The organism is Alistipes dispar, assembly GCF_006542685.1.
Classification (GTDB): domain Bacteria; phylum Bacteroidota; class Bacteroidia; order Bacteroidales; family Rikenellaceae; genus Alistipes; species Alistipes dispar.
The window spans coordinates 1,432,289-1,448,542 of the sequence record NZ_AP019736.1 but is presented as its reverse complement, the minus strand read 5'-3'; the positions used below and the strand labels follow the sequence as shown (position 1 = coordinate 1,448,542).

At 65.6% G+C, this 16,254-nt stretch carries 8 protein-coding genes; 5 read left to right on the top strand and 3 right to left on the bottom strand.

Translation table 11 applies throughout. The features are described from left to right. Positions 1-8 precede the first annotated feature (8 nt). Genes FME97_RS06145 through lepB form a run of 4 tightly spaced genes read left to right on the top strand, consistent with a single transcriptional unit; the run spans position 9 to position 9,062 of the window. Complete coding sequence (locus tag FME97_RS06145; RefSeq protein ID WP_141428371.1) at positions 9-3,065, top strand: efflux RND transporter permease subunit; 3,057 nt, start codon at positions 9-11, stop codon at positions 3,063-3,065. After that, positions 3,062-6,241, top strand: a complete 3,180-nt coding sequence (locus FME97_RS06140; RefSeq protein WP_141428370.1) for an efflux RND transporter permease subunit — start codon at positions 3,062-3,064, stop codon at positions 6,239-6,241. The genes FME97_RS06145 and FME97_RS06140 overlap by 4 nt, the downstream gene beginning before the upstream one ends. Further along, positions 6,238-8,169, top strand: a complete 1,932-nt coding sequence (locus FME97_RS06135) for an O-antigen ligase family protein (protein ID WP_141428369.1) — start codon at positions 6,238-6,240, stop codon at positions 8,167-8,169. Before FME97_RS06140 ends, FME97_RS06135 begins: the two co-directional genes overlap by 4 nt. Beyond that, positions 8,166-9,062: a signal peptidase I gene (gene lepB, locus FME97_RS12400; RefSeq protein ID WP_162502061.1), complete on the top strand. Its 897-nt coding sequence runs from the start codon at positions 8,166-8,168 to the stop codon at positions 9,060-9,062. The genes FME97_RS06135 and lepB overlap by 4 nt, the downstream gene beginning before the upstream one ends. Before the next feature lie 227 nt (positions 9,063-9,289). On the opposite strand, the gene polA is transcribed toward lepB, so the two are convergent. From polA to FME97_RS06115, 3 genes are all read right to left on the bottom strand, one after another. Beyond that, entirely contained in the window at positions 9,290-12,160 is a 2,871-nt protein-coding gene (polA, locus tag FME97_RS06125; RefSeq protein ID WP_141429965.1) for a DNA polymerase I, read from the bottom strand. A gap of 37 nt (positions 12,161-12,197) precedes the next feature. Continuing rightward, the gene (locus FME97_RS06120; RefSeq protein ID WP_179954828.1) at positions 12,198-12,650 is read right to left on the bottom strand and encodes a 6-pyruvoyl trahydropterin synthase family protein; all 453 of its coding nucleotides are present in this window, start codon (positions 12,648-12,650) and stop codon (positions 12,198-12,200) included. Positions 12,651-12,831: 181 nt separating this feature from the next. Continuing rightward, entirely contained in the window at positions 12,832-15,138 is a 2,307-nt protein-coding gene (locus FME97_RS06115) for a patatin-like phospholipase family protein (protein WP_141428368.1), read from the bottom strand. Positions 15,139-15,214: 76 nt separating this feature from the next. Here FME97_RS06115 and pheS point away from each other — a divergent pair, with 76 nt between their 5' ends. Next, positions 15,215-16,240, top strand: a complete 1,026-nt coding sequence (gene pheS, locus FME97_RS06110; protein ID WP_141428367.1) for a phenylalanine--tRNA ligase subunit alpha — start codon at positions 15,215-15,217, stop codon at positions 16,238-16,240. Positions 16,241-16,254: the final 14 nt, after the last annotated feature.

Here is a 16,254-nt window from a genome sequence, read left to right as displayed (position 1 = left end):
CCCCGGCCATGCTACGCAGACTTCTCGACCGGCCCGTCGCCGTGACGATGATCGCCGTCGTCCTGGTCATCCTGGGCGTCGTGAGCAGCCGCCTGCTGCCCGTGTCGCTCGTGCCCGACATAGACGCGCCCTACATCACCGTCCAGATTCCGGCGCAGGGCGTCCCGGCGCGCCAACTGAACGAGACGGTCGTCATACCCCTCAGCCGGCAGCTCATCCAGCTCTCGCAGCTCACGGACATCCGCAGCGACGCCCGCGAAGGCAGCGCCGTCATCCGCCTCACCTTCGAGCAGGGGGCGGACATCGACTACCTGTTCATCGAAGTGAACGAGAAGATCGACCGTTCGATCTCCTCGCTGCCCCGCGACCTGGAGCGCCCGAAGGTCATCAAGGCCAGCGCCACCGACATCCCGGCCTTCTACATCAACCTCACCGTCCGGGACGAACGCCCCGCCCCCGCGCAGGACGAGCTGCACCCCGTGTCGGAGCGGTTCGCGGCCCTGAGCCGCTTCGCCTCGCAGGTCATCACCAAGCGCATCGAACAACTGCCCGAGGTGGCGATGGTGGACATGAGCGGCAGCGTGGCGTCCGAAATCCTCATCATCCCGGACGAGACGAAGCTGCGGCAGGCAGGCATCACGATCGCGGCGGTCGAAAGCGCCCTCAAGCGGGCCGACGTCACGCTGGGCAGCCTCACGATCCGCGACGGCGAGTACCAGTACAGCGTGAAGTTCAGCCCGGTGCTGGCCGACCGGGAGGACATCGAACGGATCTTCCTGAAGATCAACGGACGGCTCTTCCGTGTCAGGGACCTGGCGCAGGTGATCGAACACCCCCGCAAACGGCAGGGCACGGTCCTCTCCGACGGACGCGACGCGATCACGCTGGCCGTCGTGAAACAGTCCGACGCCCGCATGTCGCAACTCAAGAGCGAACTGGACAAGCTCCTCGGCCAGTTCCGCCACGACTACCCCGACGTGGAGTTCACCGTCACGCGCGACCAGACCGAACTGCTCGACTACTCGATCTCGAACCTGGTGAGCAACATCGTCGCCGGCGCGCTGCTCGCCTGCCTCATCATCCTCTTCTTCATGCGCGACATGAAGTCCCCGCTGCTGGTGATCCTGACGATTCCCGTCACGCTGATCGTCTCGGTGCTGGTCTTCTACGTGCTCGGCATCTCGATCAACATCATCTCGCTCTCGGGACTGGTGCTCGGCATCGGCATGATGGTGGACAACTCGATCATCGTCATCGACAACATGACGGCGCGCTGGCTGCGCGGCGAACGGCTCGCCGACGCCGTCACGCGCGGCACGAACGAGGTGGTGGCCCCCATGCTCTCGTCGGTGCTCACGACCTGCGCGGTCTTCATCCCGCTCATCTTCATCAACGGAATGGCCGGAGCGCTGTTCTACGACCAGGCGATGGCCGTCACGATCACGCTCTTCGTGGCCTACGGCGTGTCGATCACGCTGCTGCCGGTTTACTACCGCTGGTGGTACCGCCGCCAGGAGGCGTTCCGCCCCTCGCCGTGGCTCGAACGCTTCTCGTTCGACCCCGTGACGGCCTGGTACGAGACCGCGCTCAAGTGGTTCTTCCGCCGCCGCGCGCTGATGTGGGGCATCTACGCCGTCTCGATCGTCGGACTGGTCCTCCTCTTCCTGACGGTCGAAAAGGAGCGGCTGCCCCGCATGACGTACAGCGACATGCTGGTGCATATCGACTGGAACGACCGCATCTCGGCCGAAGAGAACGGCCGCCGCACGCAGCGGCTCATAGACCGTCTCGGCGAACGGATCGAGCAGTCCACGGTCATGGCCGGCGTGCAGCAGTTCATCCTCTCGCACACCGAGGAGAACGGCGTGGCCGAAGCCACCGTCTATCTGAAATGCCGCGACGCGGCCGACGTGGAACCCGTGCAGCGGGAGATCCGCAGCTACCTCGCGGCCAATGCCCCGGAGGCCCTCTGCTCGTTCGGCGTCTCGGGCAACGTCTTCGACCTGATCTTCGCCGAACGGGAGGCCGTGCTCACGGCGCGCCTGCGCTCCACGACGGGGCAGAACGCCGACCCCGAACGGCTGCAACGGCTCCTCGACCGCATCCGCGAGGCGCTGCCCGAACTGGAGGTCCCGCAGGCAGCCATGCAGGAGGACATCCTCTACGTGGCGCAGCCCGAACGAATGGCCCTCTACGGAGTGACCTACGGCGACCTGATCGCCACGCTGCGCAACGCCCTGAACGAGAATACGCTCTTCACGATCTCGAGCGGCGACGAATCGCTGCCCGTGGTCGTCGGCAACAACCTCCGGAGCCTCGACGAGCTGCTGGAAAGCACCTTCATCCGCACCGCCGAGGCCGAAATCCCGGTCGGCGCGCTGATGCGCCAGACCATGACGCGCGACCTGAAGCACATCGTGGCCGGAGCCGAAGGCAACTACTACCCGCTCGACCTGTCGCCCCGCGCCGGGGAAGTGCCGCAGGTCATCTCCGCGATCCGGCGGTGCGTCGCCGGGGACGACGGCTTCGAGGTGAGCTTCAGCGGCAGCTACTTCTCCAACCGCGGCATGGTCGGGCAGCTCGTCGGCGTGCTGGCCGTCGCGCTGCTGCTGCTCTTCTTCATCCTGGCGGCGCAGTTCGAATCGCTGGTCCAGCCGTGGATCATCCTGTCGGAAATCGTCATCGACCTGTTCGGGGCGATCCTCGTGCTCCGGCTCTTCGGCGAGTCGCTCAACCTGATGTCGATGATCGGCCTGATCGTCGTCTGCGGCATCGTCATCAACGACTCGATCCTCAAGATCGACACGATCAACACCCTGCGCCGCAACGGCCGCCCGCTCAAACGGGCCATTCTGGAGGCCGGACGGCGGCGCCTGAAGGCGATCGTCATGACCTCGCTGACGACGATTCTGGCCGTCGCCCCGTTCCTGGCCCGCGGCGACATGGGCTCCGACCTGCAATTCCCCATGTCGCTGGTCATCATCAGCGGCATGACCGTCGGCACGCTGGTCAGCGTCCTGTTCATCCCGCTGGCCTACTACGAAATCCACAAGCCGCGCCGATGAACCGCCCGCGGCCCATACCCTCCCGGCGACGCGGGATCCCCGCCTTCTCGGTACTGCTCATCATGGCGGCGCTGACGGTCGTCGGCGCGGCCATGCTGCCGATGCTCAGCATCCAGTACACGCCGACCACTCCCCAGCGCGGCATCGGGATCTACTTCTCCTGGCCCGACGCCTCGGCGCGGCTCGTCGAACAGCACGTCACCTCGCGCATCGAGGGGGCGCTCTCGACCGTCTCGGGAAACACGGGCATCTCCTCCACCTCGTCGAAGGGCTCCGGCAGCATCTGGCTCTCCTTCGCCAAGGGAACCGACATGACGGCGGCCCGCTTCGAGGTCGCCACCACGATCCGGAACCTCTACGCCAAGCTCCCCGAAGGGGTCAGCTACCCCTACATTTCGCTCGCGGCGTCGGGGAATCGGCAGGAGTCCGAGACGCTCGTCTATACCGTCAAGGCCGACCTCCCGTCCGAACGCATCGAGGAGTTCGTCTCGGCGCACGTCTCGACGCCCCTCTCCCAGATCGAAGGCGTCGGGAAGGTCTCCCTGTCGGGCGTCACGCCCTACGAATGGGTCATCCGCTTCGACCCCAAGGCGGCGGAGACCGCGGGAATCACCGCCGCCGACCTCGCCTCGGCTTTCGGCGCCTACTTCAGCAACGACATCGTCGGGCTGACGACCCTGCCCGGGGAGGACGGCACGGAGCGCACCGTGGTCCTCCGCCTCCGCAACCGGGGCACAACCGACTTCGGGGAGATTCCCGTCGCCAAACGCAACGGCCGCATCTACCACCTGCGCGACTTCGCCTCGGCCCGCTGGCAGGAGCAGCGGCCGACGAGCTATTTCCGCATCAACGGACTGAACACGATCACCCTGGCGATCTCCTGCGAGGCGCACACGAACATGCTCCGGGTGGCCGCGGCGGTCAAGGAGGAGATGGCGCGCCTCCAGGAGCGTTTCCCGCCCGAGCTGTCGGCCACGCTCACCTACGACGCCACGGAATACGTCTCGGGCGAACTGGAGAAGATCTACCTGCGCACGCTGCTCTGCGTCGCCATCCTGCTCGCGTTCGTCTTCGCCGTGAGCCGCGACCTGCGCTACCTGGCCATCATCGCCACGACGCTGGCCGTCAATATCCTCGTGGCGGCGGTCTTCTACAACCTCCTGCACCTGGACATCCACATCTACACGCTGGCCGGCATCACCGTGTCGCTGGGCATCATCATCGACACGTCGATCATCATGGTGGACCATTACAGCTACTACCGCGACCGGCGCGTCTTCGTCTCGATCCTCGGAGCGCTGCTGACCACCATCGGGGCGCTGGGCATCGTCTGGCTGCTGCCCGAGGAGCAGCGGCTCAATCTGGTCGATTTCTCGCTGGTCATCGTCATCAACCTCGTCGTCTCGCTCTTCGTGGCGCTGCTCTTCGTCCCGGCGCTGCTCGAAAAATTTCCGCTGGGACGCAGCATGACCGTCTCGTCCGTGCGCCGGCGGCGTTTCACGGTCCGCTTCTCGCGCCTCTACGGCCGCTTCATCGCCTGGGGACGCCGCCGCCGCTGGATCTTCGTCGCGGCCCTGCTCTGGGGCTTCGGCCTCCCGACGTTCCTGCTGCCCGACAGGATCGAGGAGGAGGACGGGAAACCCCTCCCGTGGCCGGCCCGGTGGTACAACGGCGTCATGGGCAGCGAATTCGTCACCGCACACCGCCAGACCCTCGACAAGGTGCTCGGCTCGTCGCTCAACCTCTTCAGGACGGCCACCGGACGCTACAACTACTTCCGCCAGCCCGCGCAGAAGGTACTCTACATCAACGCCGGCATGGCCGAAGGCTGCACCGTGCAGCAGCTCGACGAGGTCGTCCGCCACATGGAGAACTACATCAGCCGGTTCGACGAGGTGCAGATGTTCCGCACGAACATCTACGGCTACGACAACGCCCAAATCATCGTCACCTTCAAGCCCGAATACGAGAACGGCCCCTTCCCGTCGATGCTCAAACAGGAACTCACCGCGGCGGCCATCCGCTTCGGCGGGGCGACGTGGCGCATCTCGGGCATCGACGACAACTACTTCAACAACAACGTCATCAGCAACTACCGCTCGAACCAGATACGCCTCCGGGGCTACAATTACGACCAGTTGTCGGACTACGCCGACGCACTGGTGGATTCGCTGTCGCAGAACCGCCGCGTCTCGCAGCCCGAAATCATGACCGGCAACGGCTGGAGCCTGCCGCACAACGAGTTCAACATCCGCTACGACGACGAACGCGTCGCCGCCGCGGGGCTGAACGTCGCCGACTACTACTCGCTGCTCGGCACGATGCTCTACCGCGCGCCGCTCCCGTCGGTCTACAACGGCGACGAGATGCAGCGCGTCGTGCTCGAATCGGCCGACCGCGACCGCTTCGACCGCTGGCACGTCGCCAACGCGCAGGTGAGGATCGACTCGCTGCAAACGAAGCTCTCCTCCGTCGGAACCATCGAGAAACGCCGCACGGGCATCTCCATCTACCGCTACAACCAATCCTACCAGATCACCGTCGGATTCGACTTCATCGGCTCCTACGAGCTGGGCCGACGGCTCATCGAGCGCACGGTGGACCGGCTCAACGAGGAGACGCTGCCCATCGGGTTCATCGCCGACTCGCCCACCTACCGCTACGGCTTCGGTCAGAAGAAACAGGAGGTGTGGCTGATCCTGCTGGTCATCGCCATCATCTACGCCATGTGCGCCGTCATCTTCGAGTCGCTGCGCAAACCGCTGGTCATCATCCTGATGATCCCGGTGTCGTTCATCGGCGTCTTCCTCACCTTCGGCTGGTCGGACTTCGTCTTCGACCAGGGCGGATTCGCCGCCTTCGTCCTGCTGTGCGGCATCGTCGTCAATGCGGGCATCTACCTCATCAACGAGGAGGACAACTGGGCCGCGACGTCGCGCAAGCGGGGCATCCCGCTCTACCTGAAGGCCTACAACCACAAGATCGTCCCCATCGCGCTGACCATCCTCTCGACCGTGCTGGGGCTCGTGCCGTTCCTTTACGACGGTCCCGAGGAGGTCTTCTGGTTCGCATTCGCCGTGGCGGCCATCAGCGGCACGCTCTTCTCGCTCATCGCGCTGGCGGTCTATCTGCCGATCTTCCTTCCGATGCGCCGCAAACCCCGTCCCGAGCCATGATGCGGAAACACCATCCCCTTCTCCGCGCGGCCGTGCTCCTGCTCTGGACCGCCGCCTGCTGGCGGCTTTTCGTCCCAGCCCTCGACGTCCCGACACAGGAGCTGCGGGCGAACGCCCTCGCGTCGATGCAGGGCACCCTCCTGCTGCTCCTGCTGGCCGGGGCCGTTCTCCTCGTCCGTGCCCCGCGCATCCGCCCCAATGCCACGGACTGCTGCGCCGCGCTGCTGCTCGCCGGCGTCACGGCCTCCCGGTTTCTCCTCCCCGGACCCGCCGCCCCGGCGCGTTACGACGAGCTGCTCCAGGCGGCGATGCTCTACGCCTCGCTGCGCATCCTTTTCACGGCCGAACGGCATGCCGCCGCCGTGCTGCTTACGCTGTTGTGCCTCTTCGGCATCTACGAGGCGTGGACCGGCATCCGCCAAATCTACGGATTCACCTACTCGAACCACGGGCTTTTCAAAGTCACCGGCACGCTCTTCAACCCGGGTCCCTATGCGGGCTTCATCGCCCCCGTCCTCGTCTGCGCCGTCGCCTGCATCGTCCGCAGCAACCGCCTCGCGGGGCGGCTGCTGCGACGGCAGACTCTCCGGAGACCGCGGAGCCTTCTCCGTCCCTGCGTCCTGACGGGCGGCCTGCTGCCCTGCCTCGCGGGCTGGGGCGCCGCACTGCTGGGGGCCGTGGTCCTGCCCGCCTCCATGAGCCGCGCCGCACTGGCGGCCGTCGCCGTCGGATGCGGCGCGCTGGCCCTCGGGGAACTCGATGCCGCGGGCCGTCTCCGCCGCCTCTTCGCCGCACACCCCCTCCGCACGGGAATCGCCGCAGGCTCCGCGCTGCTGCTGCTCGGAGGTGCGACCGCCGGAGCCTATCACCTCAAACGCCCTTCGGCCGAGGGACGGCTGCTGATCTGGAAAATCGACGCCCGCATCCTGCTCCGCCGCCCGCTCTGCGGCGCGGGCCTCGGGAATTTCGCCGGAGCCTTCGGCGAGGAGCAGGCCCGCTACTTCGCCGAACGGTCCCGGCCCGAAGGAGAGAAACAGGTGGCCGGATGCCCCGAAGCCGGATTCAACGAATTTCTGCAATTCGGCGCCGAGACCGGCGCGGCCGGCTTCGCACTCCTGCTCCTGCTGACCGGAACGGCCGTGGCGGCCGGCATCCGCCGCGGCGACCCGTTCGGCTACGGACTGCTCGCGGCGGCGGTGTTCGCCTCGTTCTCCTATCCGTGGAGCGTCCTGCCGCTGCGGCTGCTCTTCGTCGTCCTGCTCGCCGGAGCGGCGTCTCCGCCCGGGGGACGGCGGCGTTCCGGCCCCCGGACGGAGACCGTCCCCTCCCGCCGCTCCGGACCCTTCCGACGGATCGCCGCACCGCTGCTGCTCGCGGCGGGCATCGCCTGCTGGCCGGGCGTCTATGGACGCACCGCCGCACGCGCGGAGGCCCGCCGGCAATGGAGCGACGTCCGCATCTGGATGAGCTCGGGCCGCTACGACTACCTCGTCGAGGACGGCGAACGCCTTCTCGACAGCCTGCCGCACGACTTCCGGTTTCTCTACGACTACGGCTACGCCCTGCACCGGAGCGGCGACTACCGCCGGAGCAACGACATCCTGCGGACCGGGGCGCGGATCAGCAGCGACCCCATGTTCTGGAACATCATGGGCAAGAACCACGACGCGCTCGGGGAGCATTCCGAAGCCGAAAGAGCCTACCTGCAGGCGCACTTCCGCATTCCCGACCGCATATATCCCCTCTACCTGCTGGCCCTCCACTACCGGGCCTCCGGACAGGAGGCCGAAGCCCTCGCCACGGCCCGCAGGGTCGCGGACCACACGCCGAAAATCGAGTCGGCGCAGACCCGAAAGATGCAGGAGGAGATGCGCGGACTGCTCGCTGCGGCCCGCTCCGGCCCCCTTTCAGAAACACAGGAACCATGAACCCGACCGAAAGAAAAAGCCCCTGGAGGCGTATCGTGCGGAACGCCGCCGGCACGGCGCTGGTCATCGCGGCGCTCGCGCTGTGGATGCCCTACTTCGTGCGGGCGTTCGTCTGCGACCAGTTCGTCGTACCGTCCGAGTCGATGCTGCCCACGCTCATTCCCGGCGACCGCATCCTGGTAAACAAACTGATCGCCGGAGCGCGGATCTACCGGAGTTTTGATTTCGCCGAGGGGGCTCCGCTGCGTTCGTTCCGGCTGCCGGGGCTGCGGAAGGTGCGGGTGAACGACGTGGTGGTCTTCAACGTCCCGCACGGTTACGACCGGGACCGGATCGAGTTCCGCATCAACTACGTCTATGCCAAACGCTGCGTCGGCACGCCGGGCGACAGCGTTTCGATCCGCAACGGATACCTTCGGAACAACCGCCACGAAGGCCCCGTCGGCGACCGGGAGCGGCAGCGGCAGCTCGCCGAAACGCCCGACTCGGCGATCCCGCCGACCGTACTGCGCGCCATGCCGTTCGACGACTCGCTTTTCGGCTGGACGATCAGGAATCTCGGACCGCTCTACGTTCCCCGGGCCGGAGCGAAGATCGCGCTCGACCTGCGCAACTTCAGGCTCTACAAGCCGCTCGTGGAGTACGAAACCGGTGGCAGCCTCTCCTTCGACGGCCGCACGGCGCGGCTCGACGGGAAACCGCTCGCCGACTACGTTTTCCGCAAGAACTACTACTTCTTCTGCGGCGACAACGTCCCCAACTCGAAGGACAGCCGCTACTGGGGATTCGCCCCCGAGGAGTTCATCATCGGCGTCGTCAAGCGCATCTCCTACTCCGAGGAACCGGTTTCGGGACGGAGGAGGCCCGAAAGACGCTGGAAAAAGGTGGAGTGACTCCCCCCCCCTCCGAGCCATCTCCGCCCGCAAAAAGGGCATCCCGCCCCCGGTTTCCCGGAGGCGGGATGCCGAAACAAAGGCCCCGCATGTTCGAATTCAGCCGATACGGCACACGCTCCGCGCACCCTCTGCCCGCAGGCACTCCTCCCGTCCGGCGGGAATCCGCCGCAAAGGTGCGCCGCCGGACACGGGCGGGTAAACGCTCCCGTGCGGGGAGCCGTGCGTCAGTGCGCCTCGAGCCAGTTGCCGCCGACGCCCGCATCGGCGACGAGCCGCACCCGGAGCTTCGCGGCCGACTCCATCGCTTCGGTCACGATGGCCGTGACCCGCTCCTGCTCGGAACGGAGCATATCGACCACCAGTTCGTCGTGCACTTGCAGAATCACCCGCGAACGGATTCCCTCGGCGGCGAAACGGCGGTGCACGTCGATCATCGCGATCTTCATGATGTCGGCCGCCGAGCCCTGTATCGGAGCGTTCACGGCGTTGCGCTCGGCCAGTCCGCGGGCCACGGCGTTGTGCGAGGCGATGTCGTTCAGGTAGCGGCGACGGCCGAAGATCGTCGTCACGAAACCCTCCTCGCGGGCCTTCCCGACCACGCGCTCCATATACTCCTTCACTTTGGGGTAGGAGGCGAAATAACCGTCGATGATCTCCCGGGCCTCCTTGCGCGGGATTTCGAGCCGCTGGCTCAGCCCGAAGGCCGAAATGCCGTAGATGATGCCGAAGTTGGCCGTCTTGGCCCGCCGCCGCTCCTCGGGAGTGACCTCTCCGAGCGGTTTGCCGAACAGCCGCGCGGCCGTGGCGGCGTGGATGTCCTCGCCGTGCTCGAAGGCCGCGATGAGCGACTCGTCGCCCGAGAGGTGGGCCATCAGCCGCAGCTCGACCTGGCTGTAATCGGCCGAGAGCAGCAGGTGGTCGTCGTCCGAGGGAATGAACGCCCGGCGGATGCGGCGGCCCATCTCCTCGCGCACGGGGATGTTCTGCAGGTTGGGATTCGTGGACGAGAGACGCCCGGTGGCCGTCACCGCCTGGTTGAACGAGGTGTGGATGCGCCCCGTCGTGCGGTTCACCAGCTGCGGAAGCGCCTCCACATAGGTCGAAAGGAGTTTCTTCACGCCGCGGTACTCCAGCACGAGGTCCACGATGCGGTGCTTGCGGGCGAAGGTCTGGAGGTACTCCTCGTCGGTGCAGAACTGTTTGGTGCGCGTCATCTTGGGTTTCTCGGCGATCCGCATCTTCGCGAAGAGCACCTCGCCAAGCTGCCGCGTGGAGTTGATGTTCAGCGACGGCTCGCCGGCCTCCGCGCGGATCGCCGCCTCCAGCTCCGCCATGCGGCGGTTCAGCTCGACGGCGTATTCGGCCAGCGCCGCGGTGTCGATCCGCACGCCCGCCATCTCGATCGAGGCCAGCACCTCGATCATCGGCTCCTCGATCTCGGAATAGAGCCGCTCCAGCCCGATCCGCTCGACCATCGGGTAGAGCACGCGCTTGAGCTGCAACGTGATGTCGGCGTCCTCGGCGGCGTACTCCTTGACACGCTCGACGTTCACCAGATCCATCGTCAGCTGCTTCTGCCCCTTGCCGATCAGCGTCTCGATCTCGATGGGCCTGTAATTGAGGTACTTCTCCGAAAGCGCATTCATGTTGTGGCGCGATTCGGGATCGAGCAGGTAGTGGAGAATCATCGTGTCGTACTTCCGCCCGCGGACCTCGATCCCCAGCCGCCGGAGCACCATCAGGTCGAACTTGACGTTCTGGCCGATCTTGGCGATCCGCTCCTCCTCGAACAGCGGCCGCACGATCCCGGCGTACTCCGCCGCATCCTCCTCGCGGAAGGGAACGTACCACGCCCTGTGCGGCTCGACGGCCAGCGACAGCCCGACGATCCGGTCGTTGAAGATGTCGAAGCCCGTGGTCTCCGTATCGAAGCAGAACTCTTCGTAACGGGCCACCTCGGACACCACCTCGCGCAGCCGCGCGGCGTTCGGGACGAGCGTGTATTCGTGCGGCGTGGTCTGGGCCGTGGCCAGTTGCATCGCCTCGGCCTCCTCCTGCAATTCGGCCGCCGGAACGGGACCCGGCAGCGGGACCACGGGATCGCCGAACAGATTGCCCTGCCCGACCAGCGCCGCCTTCTTCGCGGCGGCCGACTTGGCGCGGGCCATCTCGGCCAACTGCCGCTGATCCTCCTGACGCGGCCCGTCGGACAGCGGCTCCGGGGGTGCGAGGTTCGCCAGATCGTTCAGGAAAGCCTTGAAATCCAACTCGGCGAAGACGGCCCGCAGCTCGTCCAGATGCGGCTCGCAGACCGTCAGCTCCTCCTCGCGGAAGGGAATCGGCACGTCGAGGCAGATCGTCGTGAGCCGCTTGGCCAGGCGCAACCTGTCGCCCCATTCGGCGATCTTCTCGCCCTGCCTGCCCCCGATCCGCGCCGCGTTGTCGAGGATGTTCTCCACCGTGCCCCACTCCCGCACCAGCTTGCAGGCGCTTTTCTCGCCGATGCCCGGCACGCCGGGAATGTTGTCCGACGCATCGCCCCACAGGGCGAGAATGTCGCGCACGAGCACGGGATCGTCGATGCCGTACTTCTCGCGGATCGCCTCGCGGCCGACGATCTCGATCGCGCCGTCCGCACCTTTCTGCTTGTATATCCGGCAGTTGTCCCTCACCAGTTGGCCGTAGTCCTTGTCGGGCGTGACCATATAGACGTCGTATCCGGCGGCGACGCCCTTTTGCGAAAGCGTGCCGATCACGTCGTCGGCCTCGTAGCCCTCGACCTCGAGAATCGGAATGCACATCGCCTCCAGCACCCGCTTGACATAGGGGACCGAAAGCAGAATGTCCTCGGGCGTCTCGGCGCGGTTGGCCTTGTACTCGGGAAAAATGTCGCGGCGGAAACTGCCGCCCTTGGGATCGAACGCCACGCCCAGCAGGTCGGGACGTTCGCGTTTCTGAATGTCGCGCAGAAACTTCACGAACCCGAACACCACGGAGGTGTTCATGCCGTCGCGGTTACGCATCGGACGCCCCAGAAAGGCATAGTAATACTTGAATATCAATGCATAGGCATCGACCAGAAAGAGTTTTTTCATCATGTGAAGTTGCGTTTTTTCGGAAAAGGGGCGGGGATCATCCGTTGTCCTCGGCGAACCATTCGGCGAACGACGTGGCCGTTTCGTTCAGGCGCAGCGAATGGAGCCGGACACCCTGCGGAAGCCGCGCGGCGATGCGGCGCGCGAAGTCGGCAAGCATGTTCTCGCACGTGGGCTGGTAGTCCACCGCCACGATATTGCCGAAGCGGTCGGCGAGCAGCCGCCGGAGCGCATCGCCCGAGGCCGAAGCCCGCAGCACCAGCGCGTGGTCGAAGCGCGAGACGACCTCCTCGTTCACGATGCGTTTGAGCAAGCCGAAGTCCATCACCATCCCGTACTTGGGATCGCGGGGATCCTCCCCGGGCGTTCCCTTCACCGTCACGAACAGGCGGTAGGAGTGTCCGTGTATCTCGCGGCACGGCCCGTCGTATCCGTCGAGGGCATGCGCCGCTTCGAACGAAAATTCCTTGGTCAGTCTGATTGTTGTCATCGGGACAAAGATATTCATTAAAAGCGAAAGGAGAAAGGCCTTTCGCCACTTTTCGCCTCTCCGCACCGGACAGGGAAGGCGTCCGTGCGACATCCGGCGGCCCGCGGGAGTCCGTCGTGCGAAATTAGCGTTTGTTCCGCAAACGGCCAAACCGGGGCGGGAAACCGCCGCGGCGGATCCGCTAATAGAAGGTTCCCTTCGGGGCGAAGATCGTGTAGCCGAAATTGAAGGTCAGATACATGTTCCGCCAGTCGCGCAGGTCGTATTTCGTGAGCGCGAGGCTCACCGGACCGATCGGCGTATGGTAAACGAACGACGTCTCGGCGATGTAATGCCAGCGGCGGTCGGGCGAGGCGGTCGGAACGGCCGGAACACCGCTCCGCGCGCTGCGGTACATGGCGTAGAACCCCGTGCGGAAGAAGAAGTTCGGCAGGAGGTCGAAGGTCGGCATCACGCCCCCGCCCACGAACCACGGGGCGTGGAAGTCGGGCATGTGGATCATCCGCGCATGCGGAACCGGGGCATAGGAGGGTTCCGACATGAGCGTCGCGCCCGGGGAGGTGAAATCCGGGTGGTTCGTATAGACGCCGTCGAGATTGAACCCGAACGAGAACCAGCCGCAGGAGGGGATGTCGAAGTACTTGTCCCACGAGAAGCGGGCCCCGAACCACCGGCGCCGGGTGCGCGAGAGGAACCCTTCGGCGTCGTAGGGCCGGAATTTGTCGCGCCCGGAGACCCAGACGGCCGAAAGGCGCAGGTCCGAACCCCGGCGGGGATAGAGGAACTTGTCGAGCGTATTGCGCGCCACCTCGGCCTTCAGGCCGAAGAACGAGAAGCGCGTGTGGTCGGTCTCGTCCACGAACAGCTCGTCCGAATCGTAGCGGTAATTGACATGCCCGGCGTTGGCGCGCAGCATCAGCACGCTGCGGTGCGTGAGGGGCATCCCCGCGGAGAGCGAGAAGAAACTCTCGCTCTCCTTGACCTGCTCCGTGTTGTCGATCTTCGTCACGTTGCCGAAGGAACCGTGGCGCAGGTTGTGGACCGAGAAGTTGTAGGAGTAGTCCAGGAAGACGGGCTTCACCAGATAGAAGTCCGTGCGGCCTCCCAGTGCGCCCCAGGTGTAGATCGGCCCGAGGTACAGCTCGGCGTTCAGCCGCTGTCCGACGCGGCCGATCCACTGGTGGTCGATACCGACGTAGGCCTGGTTGAAGGCCGTCGAGGAGATGTTGCCGCCGACGGTGATCCGGAAGTTGGGGCGCGTGGAGAAATGCGCCTCGAAGGCGTAGCGCCGCTGCACCGAATCGTAGCGCACGTGGGGGAATCCCATCGAGAACTCGCCCCCGGCCAGCACCTCGAAGAGGTTGTCGCGCAGCTCGGCGAACCCCATCGGCCGCTGGCGTCCCGGCGTGCGGCGGTCCACCTGCACGAAGTCGCGGATATAGGCCCGCTGGGTCCGCGTCAGCCCCTCGAGCCGGTAATCGTTGAAGATCAGCGGGGGACACTTTCCGCGGAAGGCGGCGCGGCGCGCGGCGTAATCGGTCTCGCCGCGGCGTGCGGCGACCTGCCGCAGGATTTCGGGCATGGCGGCCATGGCGTCCTCGTAGCCCGAGTCCATGATGGCCTCGGCCCGGTCGAAGTCGAGCATCCCGGCATCCACGGCCCGGCGAATCGTGACGCTGCGCCCTTCGGGCAGCGTGTAGTCGGTCTCCTGCATGGCCAGCATGAAAGCCTGGTCCATGATGTTGCTGTCGCCGCTGGGCGGGGTGTTGCCCGAGGTGCAGACCGATCCCACGATGAAATCGGGACCGAACGTCGCGTCGAGCGGCTTCCACGGGAAGTTGTCGTAGATGCCGCCGTCGTAGAGCAGCATCGAATCCGCCTCCACGGGCTTGAACACCAGGGGAATGGACATCGAGGAGCGCACCGCCTCGCTCAGCTCGCCCCGCCGCAGCACCACCGGACGGCGGTGGTTCATGTCGCTGGCCACGCAGAGGAAGGGGACCATCAGGCGGTCGAAATCGCCGTTGGCGGCGGCCGTCGCCGGAGCGAACAGCTCGGTGAGCGCCATGTCGATCTGCGTGGAGGAGACGAGGTTCGTCGGCACGCGGAACCGTTTCCCCGCAGGGCCTTCGACGTCGATGCGCAGGCTCAGGAACGAGGGGTTGCTCCCCACCTGCCGGTAGTAGTCGAGGTAGCGGTTGGGGTCGATGCGCCCCGAAACCCACTCCCTGACCACGCCCGAGCTGACGATCGCACGCATCTCCGCAGGGGAGTAGCCCGCCGCATACATGGCCGCGATGATCGAGCCCATCGACGTCCCGGCCACGCAGTCGATCGGCACGCCGCACTCCTCGAGCGCCTCCAGCACGCCGATATGGTAGAGCCCCTTCGCCCCGCCGCCGCTCATCACGACCCCGACGCGCTGCCCCGGCGCGGGCAGCGTCCCGGCGAGCAGAAACAGGACAAAAGCGACCGTTTTACGCAACATATCTCAATTTTTTTATAACTTTGCACACTATACAGCGTTCCTCCAAAAGTAGGAAAAAAAGAAAAACCGGCAAAATATGATCGACAAAATCAATGAACTCCTCCGACGAGTCGAAGAGTTCAAACCCAAGGCGGCCGCCGAAATCGAGGATTTCCGGATCAGGGTGCTCGGCAAAAAGGGCGAGCTGAACGCATTGATGGAGGAGTTCAAGACGGTGGCTCCCGAGCTCAAACGCGAACTGGGCCAGCAGCTCAACCGCCTCAAGCAGGAGGCCACGGAGCGGATAAACGCCCTGCGCGAAGAGTTGCAGAACGCCGCGGCGGACCGGCCGGCCGCCACGGACGACCTGACGCGCCCCGGCACGGCCGAGCGCCTCGGCTCGCGCCACCCGATCGCACTTGTCCGGAACGAAATCGTCGAGGTCTTCTCGCGCCTGGGCTACACCGTGGCCGACGGACCCGAAATCGAGGACGACTGGCACGTCTTCTCGGCACTCAACTTCCCGCCCGAGCACCCCGCACGCGACATGCAGGACACGTTCTTCATCGAGAAGGACCCCGACATCCTGCTGCGCACGCACACCTCGTCGATCCAGGTGCGCACGATGGAGCGCCAGCGGCCTCCGATCCGCGTGATCTGTCCGGGCCGCGTCTTCCGCAACGAGGCGATCTCCTACCGCGCCCACTGCATCTTCCACCAGATCGAGGGCCTCTACATCGACGAAGGGGTTTCGTTCGCCGACATGAAGCAGTCGCTCGAATACTTCGCCAAGGAGATCTTCGGCGAACAGACCGCCATCCGCATGCGCCCCTCGTACTTCCCCTTCACCGAACCGTCGGCCGAGGTGGACGTGTCGTGCAACCTCTGCGGAGGCAAGGGCTGCGCCGTCTGCAAGGGCACGGGCTGGCTCGAGATCATGGGCTGCGGCATGGTGGACCCGAACGTGCTCACGGCAAACAACATAGACCCCGGGAAATACTCCGGATTCGCCTTCGGCATGGGGATTGAACGCATCGCCATGCTCAAGTACGGCGTGAAGGACCTGCGGCTCTATTTCGAGAACGACGTACGGTTCCTCCGCCAGTTCGACGAAGCGCTCTGAAACCTTCCGCCCGC